Below are 23,182 nucleotides of genomic sequence, written 5' to 3'. Positions count from 1 at the left end.
AAGGGCGCATTCATTGCGCCCTTTTTTTAAATTTTCAAACAATGAAAATATTTTCTACATTATTATTAATTTTTGTTATTTCAACTGCTTACACCCAACCCATTACCGTTACCCCTGCTCTCCCTACTGATGCCGATGCGGTAACAATTGTTTTTGATGCAACAAAGGCAACCCGGAGCGATCTGGTAGGATATACAGGCGAGGTATACACCCATACCGGTGTTAAGGTTGAAGGCAACACTGACTGGCAGTATGTTATTGGAACATGGGGAAATAATACTACGCAACCTAAGCTAACCCGAACAGGGACTAACACTTACCAGCTAACCATTTCGCCAAGCATTAGACAGTTTTATGGAGTGCCTGCCGATAAAAAGATAACCCAGATGTGCTTTGTGTTCAGAAGTGCCGACGCCACAAAGCAGACCGAGGATATCTTCTACAATGTTTATGAACAAGGACTTTCGGTTAGCATAACTAACCCCTCGCAAACAAAGCCTATATATGAGCTAAACGACAATATCAGCATACAGGTTTCGGCAAATAGTTCAACCTCACTAAAGCTTTACATCGATAATGCTGAGGTTGCAAGTACAAATCAAACAGCAATATCTTTCCCCTACACTGCCGATACATACGGTAAGCATTGGATTAAAGCCGAAGCATCGGATGGGACAACCACCAAATACGATTCAGTTTATATCTTGGTGCGCACGCCTGTAGATGTTGCAACCCTACCAAATGGCATGCGCCCAGGAGTAAACATCTTGAATAATAATTCTGTTACCATAGTTCTATATGATCCTCCTGCAAAAAAGAATTATGTTTACCTAATAGGTAGCTTTTCCGATTGGTTGCCCGATGAGCAGTATTACATGAAACGCACGCCTGATGGTAAGTATCACTGGTTAACACTCAACGGACTTGAACCAAATAAGGAGTATGCATTCCAGTTCCTAATTGATGGATACCTACGTATTGCTGACCCGTTCACTAACAAAACTCTTGACCCAAACGACCAGTATATACCCTCGTCAGTGTATCCTAACCTGATGGCATACCCAACCGGAAAAACAACAGGAATTGCATCGGTATTCTCTACCAACCCAACCACCTATAGCTGGCAAACAGCTACTTTCACACCCCCAACAAAGGAAAACCTTGTTATTTACGAGTTACATATTCGCGATTTTGTGAGCGATTCCTATATTCAAACAGTTAGAGATTCGCTCAGCTACCTGAAAAAGTTAGGTGTTAATGCAGTAGAACTCATGCCAATCAATGAGTTTGAGGGCAACGATAGCTGGGGATATAATCCATCCTTTTACTTTGCCACCGATAAGGCCTACGGCAAACCCAATGATTACAAGGAATTTATTGATGAAGCCCACAGCCTGGGGATGGCAGTAATTATTGATATGGTACTTAACCATTCCTTTGGCCAATCACCACTAGTACAAATGTACTCTACTTCCGATGGTTCAACCCTAGGCACTCCAACAGCCGATAATCCCTGGTACAATACTACATGTCCTCACCCGCCCTACTGTTGGGGATACGATTTTAACCACGAAAGCGCAGAGACTAAAAAGTTTGTCGATTCCGTTCTCACATACTGGCTAACCGAGTATAAAGTGGATGGATTCCGTTTTGACTTCACAAAAGGGTTTACCAATACGCCCAATGCAGGATCGGCATACGATGCTGCACGTATTGCGATTCTGAAACGCATTGCCGACAAAATATGGTCAGTTAACCCCAATGCTTATATCATCCTTGAACATTTCTGTGATAACACCGAAGAAAAGGCGCTTGCTGAGTATCGTAGCAGCGAGGGGAAGGGTATGCTAATATGGGGTAACATGAATTACGCCTACGGCGAGGCCACTATGGGTTGGGTTTCAACATCCGATATATCGTGGGTAGCAGCAAAACAACGTGGTTGGAGCGTGCCACATGTTGTAGGGTACATGGAAAGTCATGATGAAGAGCGGCTGATGTACAAAAACCTTCAGTACGGCAACGCGAGCAACTCAGATCATAACGTGAAAACATTGCCAATTGCCTTAATGCGAATGCAAACCGCAGCAAACCTATTCATTCCATTTCCAGGACCTAAAATGATTTGGCAATTTGGTGAACTTGGTTACGATGTAAGCATAGACTATAACGGTCGCCTTGGCCGAAAACCATTACACTGGGAATACTATCAGGACGATAATCGCAGAGAGATATTCAACACCTTTGCCCACCTAAACAGGCTTAAGCAACAGTATGAGGTTTTTAAAACAGATAACTACGATTATAACCTCTCCGGAGCAATTAAGTGGCTAAAGCTTAATAGTAGTGCAATGGATGTGGTAGTTGCTGGTAATTTTGATGTTAACCAGAAGAGTACTACTATCACCTTTAACAATACGGGTTGGTGGTACGAATACTACAGTGGCGATTCCGTTCAGCTATCAACAACAAGCTACCAGTTAAACCTAAACCCTGGGGAATACCGCATGTTTACTTCAAAAAGGATTAAACGCAACGATATATACGTTGGAATAAATCAACCCAAATCAAGCAAAGCAGAGATAATGGTTTGGCCAAATCCTGCCTCTGAAAATATCTATATAAAATACTTCCAACCCAGCAATGGCCTATTAAAGGTTGATATGTACAACTTAACCGGTCAGCTTGTTTATAGCGAAACGAGGCATAACTTTTCAGGAGAAAACACAATCGGAATTAATATTCCAAATGAATTACCCAGTGGGCTATACATTCTCCGAATATCGTCAAATGGGTTTGTAAATTCATCAAAAATAGCCATTGAGCATTAGTTGGTTTAGGTTTTAGGTTTACATTTTTGGTGTAACCTACTCGGATTATTCGGGTAGGTTACTTATTTTTGGATATGTTTAGAGTAAGATTTCACTATATCACCTTTTTAATTCTACCTTGTTTGGGTTTTGAATTAGATGCTCAGAACGCTGAACATTGGGCAAACATTTATAGTTCATCCGTGTCAGGTTTTATGGGGAAAGTATTAGCACACAGCGATACCCTTAAGCCTCTAACTGATGGCACTGTAAAAGGATTTCGATTTTCAGTATCACAGAAAGCTAATGGGAGAAAAGCTTGGCACAACCGCCATGGAATGCCTTATGTTGGAATTGCTTTAACCGGTATCGATTTAGGGGATAAAAGGGTTCTGGGAAATGCCTGGGGAATACAACCCTTTATATCGTATCAACTACTTCAATTTAAAAAGTTCTCAGTTAGAACCGATTTTGGGTTAGGGTTGGCTTACATTACCCGGAAATACTCCCCTGCCCATAATCCAACCAATGTGGCAATATCAACCTCCATTAATTACTGGGCAACAGCAAATCTGACATCTACCTTCAAATTCTCAAACCGATTCAACCTTACTGCAGGCATTGAGTCCAATCACTTCTCAAATGGAGCAATAAAAAAACCTAACTATGGTTTAAACATTGTTGGGTTTTCGTTTGGTTTTACCTATACCCCTGAAAGTGATAAACTAGATAATTGTAAAAAAGAAGTCTACCTTGAGAATTCAGACGGTAAATCGCAACTAGGAATAGTAATTTTAGCGGGAATCAAGGAGACTGGTCCTGCAGGCGGGGAAAAATACTACCCCTTATCAATATCTATGGAATACCTAATGCCACTAGCCCAAAGCTACCCTTTAATGACTGGATTAGATATTATGTTCGACAAATCAACACGGTTTCACATCGAGCAAAGTGGAAAGCATTATAGCCCTGTTAATGACGATTTTCAGGTGGGTATAAAAACAGGACTGCAAATTCCTTTCAACCGATTATCGCTTCATGGGCATTTTGGATGGTACCTTTACAACAAAAACCCACGTTTACCGCTATACTACCAGAAGGTAGGAATCCGCTACCGGCTTTCAAGAACCTCTCAAGTACAGCTAGAGCTAAAAACCCACCTCAACACAGCCGACCATGTTGGGGTGGGTTACATTTTTACCCTTTAACCCAATTCGTCAATTGAATTTTTCAATTGACGAATTTCCTCTAAACTCTAAATATGTTATATATCTAAAATTTTTATTAGCACGGTTGTTTTTGTTAACGCATGGTCATGGTTTAGCCCTTCACCTTTTACTATTCCTCTAACTTCCTCAAACTTCATCATATTCTGTCTATTCCGACTCATTCCTCTAAAATTAGCCCGGTTGTATTTGTTAAATCATGGGACTTCGGTTAAATTATTTAGTATTTCATGTAATGGCCAAAAACTGTGCCATTTGAGTACTGCAACCAAACAGAGCAGTATGTACTTCCATTTTCAATTCCAAAATGGATTTCCATACCTTGGCCATTTGCAGTAAAAGGAGTTAGGTCATAGTAGCTGCCAACAGGATTATTAACCACAATTGAATAACCGGTTAGAGTAGAACCCTGCTGAGCTTGCCACCAAAGGTGTACATAAGTACCAGTATTATTGGTTAGCCTCAACTGTCCTCCTGTTTTGCTAAGTACAATATTTCCGTTAGCAGCAGTAATTACCGTACCATCACCTGAAAGATTTATCTTCCCTAAAACTACACCTCCTATATTACCTGCACTTCCTGAAACATTTCCTGTTACATCGCCGGTGACGTTCCCGGTAACGTTAGCATTTATGCCAGAAGCCGTAATTGTTCCTGATACGGTTAAATCACCACCCACATTAAGTGTACTGGTAAGGGTTTTGGTATTTATTCCGAGTTTTTTGGAAGTAAAATCCCCGTAAACCAATGGTGGGTTTGTGCTGCTATTAGCAATATATAGTTTGCCAGTAGTGTTGGTTTCGGAATAGCCCGCCTGGTACCCAATAAAAACGTTATCGTCCCCTGATAGCAAGTTCCGGCCTGCCTGACAACCTAAAAATGTATTTCTAAAGGTTGAGTATCCATGATAATTATTTGGATCATCGTTACCACCCCTACCTGCATCGATGCCCACGATTGTATTAGAGTTACCGCTCTCAAGCATATAGCCTGCATTTGTGCCAAGGAAAACGTTTTCCTTACTCGATTGAATCTTGAAACCGGCATTAATACCCACAAATGTATTAAACGAACCGTTCCAACCCAATGAATTCAATCGGTACCCTGCAGATGTTCCAATCATTACATTATACTCCTGATTAGTATGATTAAATCCAGCGCTGGTTCCAATCAGGGTATTGTTATTACCAGTTGTTAAGTTGAACCCTGCACTTTCGCCAATTGCGATATTGTTGTTACCTGTCGTGTTTGAACGACCAGCCGCTACTCCAATAAATATATTTTTATTTCCAGAAGTATTTGAGTAACCTGATTCATACCCTATAGCAATATTCTTTGAACCGTTCATTGAATAACCTGCCGACTCGCCAATCAGCACATTCTGTTCACCATTAGGGGCATTTGCACCAGCCTTACTGCCAATATATACGTTTCCCCCTTTATTCTGATGTATTAGACCGGTCTGATAGCCGATAAAAGTGTTGTCGCTCCCTGTATTATTCAATCCAGCTTGATAACCTAAAAACGTATTCCAATTTCCTGCATCGTTACTTTTGCCTGACTGGAAACCAAGAAAAGAGTTGTATAAACCGGTTGTTATTGATTTACCAGCCTCATAGCCAATCAGGTAGTTCTCTTTTGTTAACAAAATAAGTTGCGAGTTTGGGCTTTTACCCTGATTTGTAAGCCCTCCCACAGCAAAGCCACCCTTAGCACCTTTTGCTACACTCTCATTCAAATAAATACGCGCAGAGTCTGGATTAATGAAAAACAAATCCTGGGTTATAACTGCTTTAGTTTGATTGGTCAATCCACCTACCGCAAAACCTCCTTTTGCTCCCTTTGTTAGAGCATCCTGCTTTACATAAATTCTTGCGCTATCGGGTGTTATACGTAAATATTCTACAGGTCCAACTTTGGTTTGATTAGTCAGGCCACCAACTGCAAATCCCCCTTTAGCACCCTTGATTTGGCTATCGGCGATATTAATCCGTACTCCTTCCTGATAAACACCAAAAATTACATCGCCATTACTGTTCTTCACCTCAAATATGGGGTCGTCGGGGTTTGCGGTTGGATTTCCTTGGACTACAAGGCTATTACTGAATTTTAGGTTGGGCAATGCTGTTAAAGAGGTGGCTCCATTCCAAATAGCCATATTACCCAAAGTTCCGCTACCGGTTGTCCAATCGGGTGTTTCCCAAACAACCCCGCTCGAACCTCGCTTAAGTACTTGCCCCGAAGTTCCAGACGAGTTACCGTAATCAAACAAATAACCCGACAATCGCATATTTCCATTTACATGCAGAAGCTGTGTAGGTAATGTGGTATTAATTCCAATCTTAGAACCATCGTTAAAGAGAGTGCTGCTTGCCACCCATTCTGTTCCATCATGCCGAAGTGTTTGCCCCGTTGTTCCAGATACTAGGGGACCCGGAGGCCCCTGTTCGCCATCCTGTGCCAGTATCTCCCACGAGTCACCATCCCATACAAACGATTTTTTCTCAACTGAGTGGTAAAAAGCCTGATTTAGCTGAGGGCTGCCCGGATACGTAGGGTAAGTTCCCAACCATTGAACCGATATTCCCGGATCACCTTTAGGGCCTTGAGGAGCCTCAAATTCTATCCAGTTGGAACTATCCTCGCGGGGTGGTACAGTGGAAACTATTGAATCGGATGCCTGCATGATCCACATGGTATTACCCGTTTGAGCGGTGTTTTCCGCAAAAACGTAGTCGTTGGGGCCATACTTTGTTCCTGCAACCCAGTTCCCCTGGTTGTTCAAACCTGTTCCTGCTGGCCCCTGAGGCCCTTGTGGTCCCACTGGACCTTGAGGCCCAGGTATTCCATCCTGCGAAATTATCTCCCATGAATCACCATCCCAAATATACGAAACCTTGGACAATGCATTGTAGTAACCCTGGTTAAGCTGTGGATTAGAAGGAGGGGTACTAAGGCTACCAAGCCATTGAATAGATATACCATCTGTCCCTGCAGGGCCAACTTCGCCCTGGTCGCCTTTGTCACCCTTTTCACCTTTTTCACCCTTTCTCCCAACTATAGGAATGGGGGTTGTGTAGCTGGTTTGGTCGGTAAAGTTAAGGGTTAAGGTGCTATCTGAATTAAGCACTGCATCGGCAATTCCCACTCCCTGTTCGCCCTTATTCCCATCCTTAGCAAAAAGCGCATAGGGAACTGAAAGTAATTCTTTTGACCCTAAGTCAACCCATTGGGAATTTTCTTTAATCTCCATTTTTAAATAAACGCTCCCACTTTCCCAAGGAATAGCATCAAAACTGCCCTGGGTATTTACTCCATTGCCTAACTCTACACTAACCAATCCAAACTGATTGGTTTGGACAGAATGCTCTTCAACATAGTAAACCGTGCTACCCTGTTGATTGGTAAAACTAAACTTAAGTTCAACATTTGTATTAGCCCTTACATTACCCTGAGCATCGCGAACTACTGCCTGGTAACCCATTTTATTGGGTTGTGACTTAACAGCAGTAGCTATAAGCAATAGAGTAATTAGGTAGAGAAACTTTTTCATAGCAGTAGGATTTTAAAATAATAATCAAGTTACTGCAACAAAAAAGTATAAATCAAGTTAATGAGTAAATTTTTGATAAACGAATTAAAAATATGACTCCTAAATGACAATTTAAATCAATCAATCTTATAGTCAAATAGATAGGCCTTAACTGCTCCTATCAGGATTTTTGCTTCAACTACAATGGGAATCTTTTTTTCATCGCGCGAAACCCATACAATCATATCTTCACCACCCTTGAAAATAGTACCCTCAACCAGTTTAACACTAAACTTATAGGTGTCATATGAATTGCCGTTGCGGTGCTTTATGTTTTCTGGGCCCAGGTAACGAATATACAAGTTGTAAACTCCATCATCAACAGCCATTGTCAACGGAACTAAATCGCCCTTATTCAATCTTTTAAAATCGATAGTTCTACAGTAATAAATGGCAGTTAGAACATCGAAAATGGGTTTATCAATGGTGAAAGTGTTCTGTTTATATGGGCGGTTGGAAGTATAGCTATCAATAACCAGCTTAGAGTTGCTATAGCTAAAACTATACCGGTTGAATACTTTGTAGCCACCCTCATAGCTTTCGCGTATAAACCATAATGGTGCAAGGCTCTCCTTTTTTGCTATTGATTCAAACCTTTCCCGTACCTTAAAAAACCAGTCGTAACTACTAAGTGATGCTCCTAGCGATTTGAAATGGTAAGCCGGTATTCCATTAACCAATGTGTCGTTTACGTAAAATTCTGCAGTCCCGGCATTTAGCCAAACAAACTGCCAGTTGTAGTAGGCGTTGTATTTAACTACCTCACCCACACGGAACGGATAAACCAAGGGTTTTTCCTGAGCATTTACACCCCATGAAATGATAAAAATGAAAAGGATTGCTTTTACCTTATTTGGTAACTGCAATCCCTTATAACCAACAATTTTAGCTCTACAAACCAAGTTTCTCTCTTAAATCAACCTCCTTAGTAACAGGTTTAGAAAAGAAACGTTCAAATAGAACAATAATTATCGCACCAAGTATGGCAAACCCTATAGCACCAAGAAGGTATGGCTCAGCCTTATTTTCAATAAGATAGGTAGATGGTAAAACATTTTTCTCTATCAGTGGACGAATTATACCCTGAGCATCAATAAAGGTTTGGGTGGCCACTTTCCATGGCCATACTTTATTTAGTGAACCAAGCATAAAACCAGCAAGAACAGCAATAGTAGCAGCATGGAAATGATGGAGTAACCATGATAAAAAGTTTGAAAAAGCCAAAATGCCAATTGCAGCACCCACCAAGAAAACCAAAATTATTGGAAAATTAAAACTGCTGAGAGCCGACATCATGTAGATATACTTACCCATAAGCAGAAGGATAAAACTTCCAGAAATTCCAGGTAGGATCATTGCGCAAATAGCCACAACACCGCAAATAAAAATAAACCACAAATCATTAGGAGTTTCGGTTGGGGTTATGGTAGTAATGGCAAAGCCAAGAATAATCCCAGTAATAAAAAACAAGTATGTTGAAACATTCCATTTCTCAATAATCTTGGCCACAAACCAAACCGATGCCAAAATGAGCCCGAAAAAGAACGACCATACAAAAATGGGATGATTGGTCAATAGGTACTGCATCAGCTTAGCCAGTGAGAGAAAACTAATAGCAATACCTCCAATTACTGCCAAAAGAAAATTGGCGTTAATGGCTTTAAAATAGCTAAGTAGTGAGAATGACTTAAGGTATTTTAATGATTCAGGCGCAACTACGCTTTTAATTGAATCGATAAGTTCTTCGTAAATACCTGTAATAAAGGCTATTGTACCACCCGACACTCCAGGGATTACATCGGCAGCCCCCATTCCAATTCCCTTTAAAACTAAAAGAATGTAATCCTTTATTCCTCTCTTTGTCATATTAAATCAACTATTTTAGCTCGTCAGGTAGAAACTGGAAGAATGTATCGCCGCGTAAGCCGAGCCTTAGGGTTTCCAGGGAAATAACTTCGTTTGGAGCTATATTCCCAAGGTTAACGTTAGCGCCTAGCATCTTTATGAACCATGCCTGTTGGCTTTTAAGTGGGGCTTCCCAAATTACATTTTCAACCTTTACATGCCTAACAATATCGTCAATTAGCTTAGTGTTGGCCGAATGGTCCTGGTTGTAAATACCAATATTTCCACTTTCGCGTGCCTCGGCAATTACCTTCCAGCTGCCGGACGATAGCTCATGCTTCATCATGTTAATCCACTCCTCGTCAGGAATGTGAACATCGGCACGTTTTGATCCTACCTCTGAAATAACAGTATACCGTTTGGCTAACTTGCTGATATAATCGCACTTAACATGATTATCAAGCTCCATTGAGCCATCGGAAACCTCAACCAGGTCGAGCTCAAGCTCATCGACAAACTTTACAAAGTCGTCGAACATACCCCTAATGATAAAGATTTCGAATAGAGTACCTCCAAGGTAAGGCCGAAGGCCTGCATTCTTATAAAGCTTTACTTTCTCCTTCAAATTATTAGTTACCAGCGATGTGCCAAAGCCTAACTTCACAAAATCGACATATTGACCGCTACTTTCAATCAGGCTTTGTGCCTCGGACATACTTAAACCCTTATCCATTACCATGGTTAATCCGTATTCACGGGGCTTTTGGGTTCGAGCTGGAATGAACGATAAGTTGTAATTCATAGCAAAAAATTTTTTGTTTAAAGCCAAATGTATGATTTTTAAAATAAAAAAGCTGCATTTACATGCAGCAAATTATTAACAATGCTTTTTCAACGGAAAAGTTAACTTCCGTAATGGTATGATTTAAAGTTTATTGATATTTTCAATGAATTCCTTATCGGCGTCAGGATTAACCAGGTTTATGAAGTCGTCGATTGATGAGGGGTCGATACTTTTGGCATCCTTGAGAATATCAAGAGCTTCCTTGGGTCTATGCGATAGGTACAGGGCAGCCGCATTGATTATTTTGATTGAGACATTTGAGTCAAACTTATTGCCCAGGCCATCAATGAGCTGCTCAACTTCCGTGAATCGTTCCTCGTATAGTAAAACCTCGGCAAGTGATAGGTATGCATCGGGCAAATCGGGGTTTAGGCTTGTTGCCTCACGGTAAGCTTTTAAGGAGTTCTCCAAATCGTTTGTTTCAAAGTAAACCCTGCCCAATCCCAGCCAAAAATCGTACTCCTCAGGGTTTAAAGTGATAGCCCTCCTAATGAAATTGAGGCTAAGGTCATACTTTTTACGTGCTGCCAGCACAACCCCTATGCCATAATACCCCTCAGCAAAATCAGGATCAATTACTATTGATTTATTGTAGGCCTCAAGGGCTTTGTCGAACTGCTCAAGTTTCTCGTAACACTCGCCAATTAGTGCAAACACCCTTGGGTTTTCGGACTCAAGTTCCGCCAACTCATTAAATACCTTTAAAGCATCGGCATATTTTTCCAGCGAGGCAAGTGTATTACCCTTATTATGAAACGCTGAAGAGTACTGTGGATCAACGGCAATACAAAAATCGTAACACTCAATGGCCTTATCAAATTCACCGAGCTTGGTATGAACTATTCCTAAGTTGTACCAAGCAGGAGCTGAAAATGGGTTAATATCGAGGTACTCATTATAGTACTTGACACTTTTATCGAGCTCATTTAATCGCTCAAAACAGTAACCCATGTCAAAAAGAACGGCTAAATTGTTCTTCTCCTTGTTGTATGATATCAATAAGTATTTCAGTGCAAGATTTATTTCCTCGTTTTCCAGGAAATAGGTTGAAATGCGATGTAGTAGCTCAATATTATCGTCAGTGTCAGCTGAAACAGCTTTATCGAAACACTCCACGGCAGCATTTAACCTTCCAAGTTCAAAAAGCACTTCGCCTTTTACGTATAAAAGGTCCGCATTAAATTTTTCAATTTTTTCAACCTCAAGAATGAGATCAAGGGCTTTTTCATTGTCTCCAGTAAAATGGTAGTACTCCGCCCACTTGTATTTAATTTCAATTGAACCAGGGTAAATATTCTCAGCATGTTTTAATGCAACTAGTGCCTTTTCATCGTCCTCATGATCTAAGTAAAAATCAATAAGTTCAACAAACTCATGAACATCGAAAAACTGAGCCCGCCCGCTTTGAATGCTTTCATCAAAACGTTCAACCAAATTAAATAGTTCCTCAAAACTCAGATAATCGCTGCTCTCGTCCCTCATGCTGTAAAAATAATTAACCTACAAACATACTAATAAAATGAATGTCGCCCTTAGTAAAGTTAGTTAAATTAAGTGTAAATACCTAAAATAATCCCAAAAAAAGGGTAATAACTTATCAACATCAAATGAATATTATGAACACGGTTAACTAAACCATGCAAAATGCAATAGATAATGGTGAATCAAAGGTTAAAAGGGGAACTAAAGATCATGAAAATACTTCATGAATTGTACCCTTTCAAAAGCAGCAGGATTGTATGTTTTTTTCTGGCTCATCTTGCCACGGAATTCGTCAATAGTTTTATATCCATTAGAATTCATCCACTCCTCAAGCTGGCGAATGATAAATGAGGCTTGTTCCTTGCCGTTACGGTAAAAGGTTGAACATGCCTGAACGGCATTAGCACCAGCCAGAATTTGCTTGACCATTGCATTGCCATCGTGCACACCGGTTGATGCAGCAATATCGCAGCTAACCCTACCGGACATAATAGCTACCCAACGGAGCGAGGTGGAAATCTCTGATGGAGTACTAAAAACACTAGCCGGAGTGAACTCCAAGGTGTTTACATCAAAGTCGGGGTTATAGAACCTGTTGAACAGAACCAATGCTTTTATTGGGGTACTACTCAACCTCACAAGGAAGTTTGCAAGCGCCCCATTGAAGTAACCAACTTTCATGGCTACCGGTAGCCTAACAACACTGGTAACACGATCAGCAATTTCAAAGTAAATTCGCTCATTCTCTTCGGCTGAACGGTCAGGGTCAGAAGGTAATGAGAAGACATTCAACTCAAGTCCGTCTACCCCAGTATCCTCAATGCGTTTGGCAAAATCGATCCACCCCTCGGATGTAACACAATTGATGCTGGCAAAAATGGGTATAGATGTTTCTCTTTTAACCTTTCTCAGGAAATCAAGATAGTTTGATATGGGGTCTTCCATGCTGTCATAATCAAAATACTCCATGGTTTCGGGGTATATGAATCCTGATGCCTGCATCTTGTTAAGATTATCATGGGCTTTGGCAATAATCTCCTCCTCAAAAATTGATTTAATTACAACAGCTCCAGCACCACGCGCTTCAAACTCAACGATATCATCGATATTTTCAGTTAAACCAGAACTTGCAACTATTAATGGATTGCGCAGGTTTAAACCCATGTAGGATGTTGATAGATTTGCCATAGCCGAAAGATTTAATTAGTAATTGACTAACAATAAATTTTTTAAAGAGTTCACTAAATGTAAGGCAAATTAATTAATAAAGCAAAAAGGGAAGCATGTGGCTTCCCTATTATTCAATCAGAAAGGTTGATTATAGCTTTTCAATCTCCTTTTTAATCTTATCGTAGGTTGAATCGCTTACAGGCGCAAGGGGCAGACGAAGCACATTTTCAATTAGACCCAGTGCATTAAGTGCAGCCTTCACTCCGCCAGGGTTACCCTCAACAAAAAGTAAATCGATAAGCTCAATCAAACCCAGGTGTAATTTAGCTGCATCGGTAAAGTTGCCCTGAAGGGCAAGGTTAACCATCCGTGAGAACTTAGCTGGAGCGCAGTTGCCTAAAACTGAGATTACGCCATCGGCTCCTATTGATATTTGCGGTAGCGTTAAGCCGTCGTCGCCCGAAAGGACCAGGAAATTGGAAGGCCTATCGCGGAGAATATAACCCATTTGGGTTAGGTTGCCCGATGCTTCCTTAACCGCAACAATTTTACCCTGAAACTCATGGGCAAGCTTAAGGGTGGTTTCGGCTGTCATATTCACACCAGTTCTACCGGGAACGTTGTACACAATAATGGGTAAGTGGGTATTTTGAGCAATGGTTTTAAAGTGAAGGTATAATCCCTTCTGCGTAGGTTTATTGTAATATGGTGTTACTGAAAGAATAGCATCGATTCCGGTTAAATCAAACTTTGCGTAGGATTCAATTACTTTATGGGTATCGTTACCACCAATACCTAAAACAATGGGTACCCGGCCATTTACCTTTTTAACAATGTAATCGGCTAACTGGCGCTTTTCAGAATCGGAAAGGGTTGCCGTTTCGGCAGTTGTTCCCTGAACTACAAGGTAGTTAACCCCATTGCCAATTAAAAACTCAATAAGCTTATCGAGTGCAGGGTAATCAATTTGATAGTTGGAACTGAAAGGGGTAACCATTGCCACCCCAAGACCTCTGAGTTTAGCGGTGTCCATAAAAAATATTTTTAAACTGTTTGTTGGGCAAAACGGTTGTTTAAAACCTCAAGGGTGTTATAAATCTGTTGAGTGAGGTACTCTAAACCCAACGATTTATCGACTGTTACTATCAGGTCAAAAGGGTTATTGAAGTAATTTAAAGCACCAACCTTGAACTTAGCTTTGGAAAGCGATGAAACCCACCGGAGCGGTAAAACCTCATCCTGGGTTAAATCAATTAGAATATCAAAGTCTTTTGCTACAAACTCCGATACGACTGGTGATTCGGGCTTTTTATACCAATTAAGTTCAACCCTTGAGAAAACCTTTATTCCCTTTTCCATGGTATAAAGCTGTGGTACTTCCTTATCGTTAAAGTAACCAACTGCTTCCACAGTAATGGGAATGCGTTCAAGCATGGCCTTAAATCCTACCACTGCATCAAAAACCTTAGAATCGGTAAGGTTGAAAACTATACCAACATGGCGGGCAGTAGTTAAATTATACATCTGTCGTTGGCGTTTCAGGAATTTAGTTAGCTTACCAAGCTCCTTTAACGACTTATTATACTTGAGATTATCGAACATCTATCTAGGTTTATGTTGAAACGCAATTTTACAAAAAAAACGGTGTAAATCAAAAAAGCTTATAGCCTACCCCTCAATTATCCTAAAAAATTCTTCCTCATCAATAATTTTTATTCCCAGCTTTGTGGCCTTCTCGAGCTTTGCTGGTCCCATATTTTCACCTGCGATAAGAAGCGATGTGGAAGCGGAAATGGAGCTAACATTTTTACCGCCATGCCTAGCAATTAGCTCCTTAAGCTCATCGCGCGAAACTCGTGAAAATGTGCCTGAAATCACAATTGACATTCCCTTAAGCCTATCGGACAACAGGCTAGTATCAGCAGAGCTAACAGCCATTTGAACACCTGCTGCCTTTAGCTTATCGATGAGCATTCGGTTGCGTTCATCGCTGAAAAACTCTATAATACTCAAAGCAATACGGTCGCCAACATCCTCAACTTCAACAAGTTGTTCAACGGTAGCAGTTGCAATAGCATCGATACTTCCAAAGTGTTGCGCAAGCTTTTTTGCGGTGGTTTCACCAACGTATCGTATTCCAATGCCAAAAAGAACTCGCGGAAAAGGAACTGACTTTGATTTTTCAATGCTCATAATTGCATTATCGGCCGATTTATCGGCAAACCTATCCAATGCTAAAAGCTGCTCGCGGGTAAGCGAGTATAGGTCGGCAGCATCGCGAATAAGGTTGTTATCGAAGAGCAAGGCAACCGTTTCCTCACCTAAACCATCGATATTCAATGCTTTTCGGCTGATAAAGTGTTCAATTCTACCCTTTATTTGTGGTGGACAACCATACTGGTTCGGGCAGAAATGGCGAGCTTCACCCTCAGGCCTAACCAATGGAGTTCCACATTCAGGACACGCACCCGGAAAATCGATTGGTTTACTGAAAAGTGACCTTTTCGATTGGTCAACACCAACAATTTTTGGAATTATTTCACCACCCTTTTCAACAAAAACCCAATCGCCAACTCTAATATCAAGCAGCTGAATTTGATCGGCATTATGGAGCGAGGCGCGCTTAACTGTGGTTCCAGCCAGCTTTACCGGCTTTAGGTTGGCAACGGGCGTTACAGCACCAGTTCGTCCAACCTGAAAATCGACCGAAAGTAATTCGGTTGAAACCCTTTCGGGCTTATACTTGAAAGCAACAGCCCATCTTGGTGTTTTAGCAGTAAGGCCGAGTAGGTTTTGCTGCCTATAGCTGTTGATCTTAATAACAACCCCATCGGTATCAAAGGGCAATTTCTTCCGTGCCTTGTCCCAGTGCTCAATGAAATGCTGAACTTCTGTTAAATTCTTGCAAAGGGTCATATGCTCCGAAACCTTAAAGCCCCATTCCTTAGCCTTAAGCATATTCTCGTAATGGTTGTCGGCAGGAAGGTTCTCGCCCAATAGGTAATAAAGAGTACAATCGAGCTTACGGCGAGCCACCTCAGCAGAGTTAAGTAACTTCAAGGTGCCGGCAGCAGCATTTCGTGGGTTGGCAAAGGGTGTTTCACCAATATCCTCGCGTTCACTGTTAATTTCATCAAAAACATTTCGGGGCATGAATATTTCGCCCCTTATTTCGAACTCCTCAGGGAAATCGGCCCCATGTAACTCAAGGGGAATGGTTCTAATGGTTCGAACATTAACGGTAACATCGTCGCCCATAGTTCCATCGCCACGAGTTACGGCCTGAACTAATCGCCCATTCCTATAGGTAAGACCAATGGCAACCCCATCGAACTTTAGTTCGCAAACGTATTGAAAAGGCTCCGGTAATGCCTTACGGATACGGTTATCGAAATCAGTCAGTTCAGAGTATGAATATGCGTTGGCCAATGATAGCATTGGATATTTGTGCCTTACCTGAACGAACTCCTGCGAGATATCGCTACCCACCCTACGCGATGGAGAATTGGGATCGTCAAATTCAGGGAATTGCTTTTCTAAATCAATTAGTTCGCGCAGGAGCTGATCGTAATCGTAATCGCTAATTTCAGGCTGCGCCTTTACATAGTAAAGGTAGTTATGCCTATTCAATTCATTTCGCAAAAATCTGATTCGCTCCAAAGCCTTTTGACTATCCATTTTAAATAGTTTATGAATTCAAATTTAGGCTGAAAATTGATTGAATGAATTAGGACAATATCTGAGTTATTAACAAAATTGATTTATGCAATAAAAAATTAGGACTAGCCATCCTTTATCCTTTATCCTTTATCCTTTATCCTTTATCCTTTATCCTTTACCCTTTATCCTTTACCCTTTATCCTTTACCCTTTACCCTTTCAATATCCCCTTGCAATAGATTAACTAAATATCGTATTTTTATGGAAAAGCAAACTAGGGCAGATGAAAAACAATGATTTGAATTTCAAGGCATTCGAATTATCCAAGAGTTCGTTAATGAAGAGCATACAGGAGCTTCAACCCGACAGTAAGGCTAATCAGGTTGTTGAGGCTCTTGATATGGCAAAATCGATTTATGAAAAGCATGGAGAGTGGACCGATTCCATTGCTACACATCTTGTAAACGTTGCCCAAATCTGTTTGAATGAGATTGGACTTGGTACTACTAGCTCAATTGCCGCGTTGTTACACGAAACTATTGAACGCAAATGGTTAACCCCGGTTGAGATTGAGAAAAGGTTTGGAAAAGCGGTTGCCTCAATAGTGTTGAATTTTACTCAAATTTCAGGGCTCGACCCAAAAGATCCAAAAACACAAGCAGAGCTTTTCAGGCAAATGCTAATCAGCCTATCGTCCGATGCACGGGTGATACTGATAAAACTAGCCGACAGGCTCGATACTATGCGAAGCCTTAGCAAGGAGCAGCCCGATGTTAGGCTAAAACGTTCATGGGAAACCTTTCACCTCTATGCCCCGCTTGCACACCGTCTTGGCTTATACAGGCTAAAGTCCGAAATGGAGGATTTAGCCATGAAGTACATCTACCCCAAGGAGTATAAGTACATTATAAAAAGATTGCAAGAAACCACAGCCAGTCGGAACAGATTCCTACAAAGCTTTATGGCTCCTATTGAGGAAGAACTCCAGAGGAGGGGGTTTACATTCACCATAAAGGGAAGAACCAAATCCATATACTCCATTTTCAGAAAGATGCAAAATCAGGAGGTTGATTTTGATGAGGTTCACGACATTTTTGCGATCAGGATTATACTTGATACCAAACCCGAGAACGAAAAATCCGATTGCTGGCAGGTTTACTCCATTATTACCGATAAGTACACACCCAATACGGAACGCTTGCGCGATTGGATTTCGGTTCCAAAAAGTAATGGTTACGAAAGCCTTCATATCACAGTGCTTGGACCCGAAAACAAGTGGATTGAGGTTCAGATCCGTACTGTACGAATGGACGAAATAGCCGAAAAAGGTCTTGCAGCACACTGGAAATATAAAGGAATAAGGCAGGAACAGGGGATTGACGAATGGGTTGCCCGCGTTAGGGAAATACTGGAATCGCCCGATACTTCACCTGAGGATAAGGTTGAGCAATTCCAGATGAACCTTACCAGCAGCGATATCTATGTTTTTACACCAAAGGGTGATATTCGAAAACTACCTGCAAAATCGACGGTGCTTGACTTTGCCTTCGATATTCATACCGAAGTTGGCTCGCAGTGTATTGGAGCCATTGTAAACGGTAAGAATACCACTATCAAGCAGGAACTTCAAAACGGCGATGTGGTTGAAATCCTTACCTCAAAGAAGCAAAAGCCCAAAAAGGACTGGCTAACATTTGTCATCACCTCAAAAGCTAAAAGTAGGATAAAGCAGCAGCTCCGTGATATTGAGAATAGTGAAATACAGGAGGGGAAAGAAATACTACTACGTAGGCTAAAGAATTGGAAAATTGATGATGTTGATGAGGCTTTGCGAAAGGTAAACAAACATCTTAAGCTAAAGAAACCTACCGATATCTTTATACTCATTGCCCAAGGCAAAGTTGACCTAACGGCCATTAAGACCCTACTAACTGCCGAGGAGGAAAAACCTGCCGTTAAGGAAGATATCCCAAAACCCGAAGCTGAAAAGACTGAGGTTAAGGAAAGTTCCGATTACCTTGTAATTGACGAAAAACTGGTGAACATTGAGTATAAACTTGCCAAATGCTGCAACCCAATATTTGGTGATGATATTTTTGGCTTTGTGACAGTAAACGAGGGAATAAAGATTCACCGAACGTCATGCCCAAATGCGGGTCAGCTAAACCAGCGTTGGCCATACCGTGTGGTAAAAGCAAGGTGGAAAGGCTCGTCAAAAGCAGGTGCATTTCAAACAACCATTAAGGTTACCGGAACCGATGAAATTGGAATTTTGAACCGTATATCGGAAGTTATCAGTAAGGATTTACGGGTAAACATGCGTAACCTGAATGTTAGCTCCCGCGATGGTCTGTTTGAAGCTCAAATACAACTATACGTAGAGGACACCAAGCATCTTGAAATGCTGCTCTATCGTTTAGGCAGAGTGCAAGGTGTACACAAAGCAATTAGATTGAAATGATTTGCACAAAACCATTAACTAACAAATTACCACAGAGTTACACTGAGTTCATCAGTGTTGCAAAGTGTCAAACCCTTTGTATTCACTATCAACCATCAACCTATTCTTTATCCTTTTTCCTTTATCCTTTATCCTTTTTTCAACTTTTTTCCTAAACTTTTTTTAACCAAGCCCATTTATAGTTTTCGCATTTTTTGCATTATATTGGTGGCAGGAAATTTTAAAGGTTATGAGAAAATTTTTTTTAACAGCAGCAATAGCATTATATGCTATAAATTCTTTGCAGGCACAGCTTGTTCAGGATTTATACAGAATTTACGAGCCGGTTTATAGAAGTTCTGAGACCGACTCAACTGCTGTGTTTACCCCATTTGGTATAGTTAAGCCCGGAATAAATTACGGTTTAAGCATGGGAACAGGCTATTCCTTTATGGGCAACGGGATTGGTATGTCCGGTAGCTATATAGCCCCAAGTGTAACCTACTCAAATAACCGCTTACAGGTAGTTGCTGGCGTTACTTTCTCACACACAAATATGCATGGATTAAGACCCGATGGTGCCAATTTTGCTCAACCTTATAGCGGTGCAAATCCATATCAGGCTTGGGCATACACTCAATACCAATTCTCAAACCGTTTTAGCGTGTACGCCATGGGAGCGGTATCGCAAAACCAAACCTTATTCTCACCCTTTAATAGCTATATGGGAACTTTTAATAGCCAACAATTTGGCGTAGGATTTAATTACCGTTTAGGTAGTAAAACAACAATAGGAGCTAGCTTTAACTTTGTTAACCGCAATCCGAACAATCTCTTCTTTAACCCAAATTCTCCTTATGGTTGGTAGAGTATAGAAACTCATATTTTGGGAATACTCAAAAATTTTTCATCGAAACATATTGTAAAAAAAAGGCTGCTCGCTGAGCAGCCTTTTTATATTAACCCCAATATCGCTATTTCTTTAATCCGCTACGTTTCAGTAACGCATCGATTGTTGGCTCCTGACCACGGAAACGCTTGTAAAGGGTCATCGGATGTTCGCTGCCACCTCTCGATAAAATATTCTCTCTGAAGCTCTGAGCAACCTCACGGTTAAATATTCCCTTTTCCTTAAAAAGTTCAAAAGCATCGGCATCGAGCACTTCGGCCCACTTGTAGCCGTAGTATCCGGCGGCATATCCACCCTCAAAGATATGGCCAAAGGTTACGCTCATATTTGTGCCTTTTACCGGGGGGAGAACATCCAGGGGATTAAGTACCTTTTTCTCAAAGCTGTCAACATCTTCAGTTACAGGCTTAGTAATGGTGTGCCATGCCATATCGAGTATTCCAAAACCTAACTGACGTAGCGAAAAGTAGCCCGCCTGAAAATTACGGCTATCAATAATCTTTTGAACTAGCTCCTGTGGGATTTTCTCGCCGGTTTGGTAGTGTACCGCAAATAAGTCGAGGTATTCCTTTTCAACTGCAAAGTTTTCCATGATTTGTGATGGCAACTCCACAAAATCCCTATAAACCGAGGTTCCGCTAAGCGATGAGTAGTTGCAATCGGTTAGCATACCATGCAGTGCATGACCAAACTCATGAAGGAAGGTAGAAAACTCATAAAAAGTAAGCAACGATGGTTGTTTATCGGTTGGTTTAGTAAAATTGGTAACAATTGAAACAATTGGGCGTATGTCCTTGCCATTTTCTCGGTACTGTGAACGGAACGATGTCATCCATGCACCTCCACTCTTACCCTCGCGAGGGAAAAAGTCGAGGTATAGGACTGACATGAAACGTCCGCTTCCATCGTACACCTCGTATGCTTTTACATCGGGGTGGTAAACAGGAATTTTACCATTAGGCAAAAAGGTAAGTCCGTACAGCTTATTGGCCAGAAGGAAAACACCATCGATAACCTTCTCGAGCTGGAAGTAGAGCTTTAGTTCCTCCTCGTTATAGCTATACTTTGCATTCTTAAGCTTTTCGGAGTAATACGACCAATCCCAACGTTCAAGTTTGCCCTTAAATCCCTGCTGGCGGGCAAATTCCTCAACCTCTTTAACCTCCTCGCGAGCAGTAGGTAACGATGCGGCAACCAGCTGGTCAAGGAATTGATTTACTCGTTCAGGAGTTTCGGCCATTCGGTTCTCAAGGACAAAGGTGGCGAAATTTGGATAACCTAGTAGGTTTGCCAATTCTAACCTAAGATTTGCGATACGTTGAGCAATTTTTTGGTTATCGTACTCATTGCCTTTGAAACAACGATTACCGTAAGCCATGTAGAGCTGTTTACGGAGTTCGCGGTTATCGGCATACTTCATAAATGGGCCATACATGGGGTAGTCAAGTGTAATAACCCAACCCTCAAGCCCTTTCTGTTTAGCCGTATAGGCAGCAGCATCAATAAGGCTTTGGGGTAAGCCCGCCAAATCGGCCTCGTTGGTTATATGTAGCTTATAGCTGTTAGTTTCAGCCAATACGTTTTGGTTGAACTTTACTGTTAACTCGGAAAGCTCGCGGCTAATTGCACGATACTTCTCCTTATCGGCTTCGCTTAGGTTGGCCCCATTACTTACAAAACCCTTGTAGGTTTTATCGAGCAGCATTTGCTGTTCAGCGGTAAGTGTGAGTGAATCGCGCTTTTCCCAAACCTCCTTAACCCTTTTAAAGAGCTCAGGGTTAAGGTTGATGTCGTTGGAGAAATCGGTAAGCTTTGGTGAGGCCTCAATCACTATTTGCTGAAGAACGCTATCGGTTTCAGCCTCATTTAAATTGAATAGAATATTTGAAACATCGGCAAGCAACTTACCGCTACGGTCAAGGGCCTCAATGGTATTCTCAAAGGTTGGTTCTTCGGTATTATTAACTATTGCATCAATCTCATGACGAGCCACTGATATAGCCGAATCAAGCGCCGGCATGTAGTGCTCATGCTTTATCTTATCGAACGGTGGTGTCTGATACGGTGTATCAAACTTACTCAGTAATGGGTTCTTATCGGCTTTTTCCTGACACGATACTGCAAGTAATACTAACATAATGCCCAGAATTGATTTTGTTTGTTTAAGCATAATAAATTATTCTTTTAAAATTTGGTGTCAAAAGTAATTCTTTTTGTACAGATTGATCTTGATTTCGAGAATTTAACCCTTGGTGATGTTTTCGAACAGCTGACCAAGCATTCGGTTTAACTCAATTACCTCAATAGGTTTAAGGTTTTGCATAACCTGCCCTACCGCTTCTAAAACAATTCTTTCGGCCTCCGGTTTAAATTTTATAGCGGTTTGTGTGGGTGAAATTAGCTCCTTACGTTTATCGAACGGCTCAACAGTTTTTGAAACTAAATCGATTCGCTCCATGCAAGCTATTGTGCGCGAAAGCGAAGCCCTGTCGCGATTGGTTAGCTCTGCCAATTGCCCTTGTGTTAAGGGATTCGCGGTAAACAGGTGGTTCAGTATGAACCAGTAATCGGCTGTAAACTCCTCGCCAAATGCCTGTGTAAGCCGTCGCGTAATCTCGCCCCTTATGGCAATTGCTGCCCTGTATAGGTTTACTGGCAAATTCAATATTTCCTGGTTAAACTCGTTCATTCCAATTTTTTTATAAAAATGCAAAAATAATGGTTACGCTTTTGCGTTAACATAATTTAAGTATTTTCGCAAAAATTTTGAATTTTAGCATTTATAAGTAGATGAAAAGAAAATCAACCCTATTTGCTCTAATTGGATTACTATTTTTATTTGCCTGCAAGGAAAAGGTTGAATACGGCGTTAGCCAACAGCTTGCCAATCTACGAAAACAGAACATTTCCAACATTGAGTATAGTGTTTACCTCGATATTCCTGAAAGCGAGACCGCTGCCATTCCCGCTCGTGTTGAATTAACGTTTGAACTCGCTGAGCGCATCAATTTGCCCATGGATTTTCGGAATGCCGATAGCAGCTTGCTCAACATCTCAGTAAATTACCGTCAACTACGCACCAGAATTGAAAATGGACATATTTTAATACCCAAGGGTTACCTTTACAAAGGTCAGAATAAGATTTCTATCGATTTTTTGGCAGGCAAAACCTCCCTCAACCGTAAGGGCGATTACCTTTTCAGC

General features: G+C 41.1%; 15 protein-coding genes and 1 pseudogene. 5 read left to right on the top strand and 11 right to left on the bottom strand.

Going from position 1 to position 23,182, the window contains the following annotated elements:
- Positions 1–41: 41 nt before the first annotated feature.
- Entirely contained in the window at positions 42–2,831 is a 2,790-nt protein-coding gene (locus WHS63_RS07835) for an alpha-amylase family glycosyl hydrolase (RefSeq protein ID WP_445204619.1), read from the top strand.
- A gap of 122 nt (positions 2,832–2,953) precedes the next feature.
- Entirely contained in the window at positions 2,954–4,018 is a 1,065-nt protein-coding gene (locus tag WHS63_RS07830; RefSeq protein ID WP_445204618.1) for an acyloxyacyl hydrolase, read from the top strand.
- 238 nt (positions 4,019–4,256) lie between these two features.
- On the opposite strand, the gene WHS63_RS07825 is transcribed toward WHS63_RS07830, so the two are convergent.
- From WHS63_RS07825 to ligA, 9 genes are all read right to left on the bottom strand, one after another.
- On the bottom strand, positions 4,257–7,589 hold the full coding sequence (locus WHS63_RS07825) for a hypothetical protein (protein WP_445204617.1): 3,333 nt from the start codon (positions 7,587–7,589) through the stop codon (positions 4,257–4,259).
- Between the two features lie 116 nt (positions 7,590–7,705).
- On the bottom strand, positions 7,706–8,530 hold the full coding sequence (locus WHS63_RS07820; RefSeq protein WP_445204616.1) for a DUF3108 domain-containing protein: 825 nt from the start codon (positions 8,528–8,530) through the stop codon (positions 7,706–7,708).
- The gene (locus tag WHS63_RS07815) at positions 8,520–9,494 is read right to left on the bottom strand and encodes a DUF368 domain-containing protein (protein ID WP_445204615.1); all 975 of its coding nucleotides are present in this window, start codon (positions 9,492–9,494) and stop codon (positions 8,520–8,522) included. Before WHS63_RS07815 ends, WHS63_RS07820 begins: the two co-directional genes overlap by 11 nt.
- 10 nt (positions 9,495–9,504) lie before the next feature.
- Complete coding sequence (locus tag WHS63_RS07810; RefSeq protein WP_445199165.1) at positions 9,505–10,275, bottom strand: phosphosulfolactate synthase; 771 nt, start codon at positions 10,273–10,275, stop codon at positions 9,505–9,507.
- Between the two features lie 123 nt (positions 10,276–10,398).
- Positions 10,399–11,799, bottom strand: a complete 1,401-nt coding sequence (locus WHS63_RS07805; protein ID WP_445204614.1) for a tetratricopeptide repeat protein — start codon at positions 11,797–11,799, stop codon at positions 10,399–10,401.
- Between the two features lie 201 nt (positions 11,800–12,000).
- Positions 12,001–12,987, bottom strand: coding sequence for a dihydroorotate dehydrogenase-like protein (locus WHS63_RS07800; protein ID WP_445204613.1), 987 nt, complete (start codon positions 12,985–12,987; stop codon positions 12,001–12,003).
- A gap of 130 nt (positions 12,988–13,117) precedes the next feature.
- Positions 13,118–14,002 carry a 4-hydroxy-tetrahydrodipicolinate synthase gene (gene dapA, locus WHS63_RS07795; protein WP_445204612.1) on the bottom strand — a complete coding sequence of 295 codons (885 nt, stop codon included), beginning with the start codon at positions 14,000–14,002 and terminating at the stop codon, positions 13,118–13,120.
- An 11-nt stretch (positions 14,003–14,013) separates the two neighbouring features.
- Positions 14,014–14,571 (bottom strand): DUF6913 domain-containing protein, encoded by a 558-nt coding sequence (locus WHS63_RS07790; protein ID WP_445204611.1) that lies wholly within the window; start codon positions 14,569–14,571, stop codon positions 14,014–14,016.
- A gap of 66 nt (positions 14,572–14,637) precedes the next feature.
- The gene (gene ligA, locus WHS63_RS07785) at positions 14,638–16,647 is read right to left on the bottom strand and encodes an NAD-dependent DNA ligase LigA (protein ID WP_445204610.1); all 2,010 of its coding nucleotides are present in this window, start codon (positions 16,645–16,647) and stop codon (positions 14,638–14,640) included.
- Between the two features lie 264 nt (positions 16,648–16,911).
- On the opposite strand from ligA, the gene WHS63_RS07780 reads away from it, so the two are divergent.
- Positions 16,912–19,089, top strand: coding sequence for a RelA/SpoT family protein (locus tag WHS63_RS07780; protein ID WP_445204609.1), 2,178 nt, complete (start codon positions 16,912–16,914; stop codon positions 19,087–19,089).
- A 229-nt stretch (positions 19,090–19,318) separates the two neighbouring features.
- Positions 19,319–19,936, top strand: a complete 618-nt coding sequence (locus WHS63_RS07775) for a hypothetical protein (RefSeq protein ID WP_445204608.1) — start codon at positions 19,319–19,321, stop codon at positions 19,934–19,936.
- A gap of 106 nt (positions 19,937–20,042) precedes the next feature.
- On the opposite strand, the gene WHS63_RS07770 is transcribed toward WHS63_RS07775, so the two are convergent.
- Positions 20,043–22,115, bottom strand: coding sequence for a M3 family metallopeptidase (locus tag WHS63_RS07770; RefSeq protein ID WP_445204607.1), 2,073 nt, complete (start codon positions 22,113–22,115; stop codon positions 20,043–20,045).
- Between the two features lie 105 nt (positions 22,116–22,220).
- Positions 22,221–22,667, bottom strand: a complete 447-nt coding sequence (locus tag WHS63_RS07765) for a MarR family winged helix-turn-helix transcriptional regulator (protein ID WP_445204606.1) — start codon at positions 22,665–22,667, stop codon at positions 22,221–22,223.
- Positions 22,668–22,768: 101 nt separating this feature from the next.
- Here WHS63_RS07765 and WHS63_RS07760 point away from each other — a divergent pair.
- Positions 22,769–23,182: pseudogene (locus WHS63_RS07760) on the top strand (hypothetical protein); the annotation flags it as partial.

Source organism: Tenuifilum sp. (assembly GCF_037481895.1).
GTDB classification, from domain to species: domain Bacteria; phylum Bacteroidota; class Bacteroidia; order Bacteroidales; family Tenuifilaceae; genus Tenuifilum; species Tenuifilum osseticum.
Note: the sequence above shows the minus strand (reverse complement) of the source record. Positions and strands in the feature narration are given on the sequence as shown.